The sequence below is a fragment of the Neisseria sp. P0001.S005 genome, from assembly GCF_051963715.1.
Map to the genome: position 1 here is coordinate 1 of NZ_JBQCTZ010001135.1, position 221 is coordinate 221.

A 221-nucleotide genomic window follows, 5' to 3' on the forward strand; every position below is an offset into this window, starting at 1 on the left:
TGGAATACGCTCAATCCGTTTGGCGACAGTGAAAACAGCAATATCTATCTGATGACCTACTGGTCTTCGATTAAGACGGCGCTGACGACGACCATCATCTGCCTGCTGATTGGTTATCCGACCGCTTATGCCATTTCACGCGCGAATCCGGCTGCGCGCAACGGCCTGCTGTTGGCAATCATGCTGCCTTTCTGGACCTCTTTCCTGTTGCGTGTTTACGC

Annotated in this window: 1 pseudogene; it reads left to right on the forward strand. The window is 52.5% G+C overall.

What is annotated here, in order from left to right:
* Positions 1 to 221 (forward strand): annotated as a pseudogene (locus ACTHSP_RS24310) (putrescine/spermidine ABC transporter permease); the annotation flags it as partial.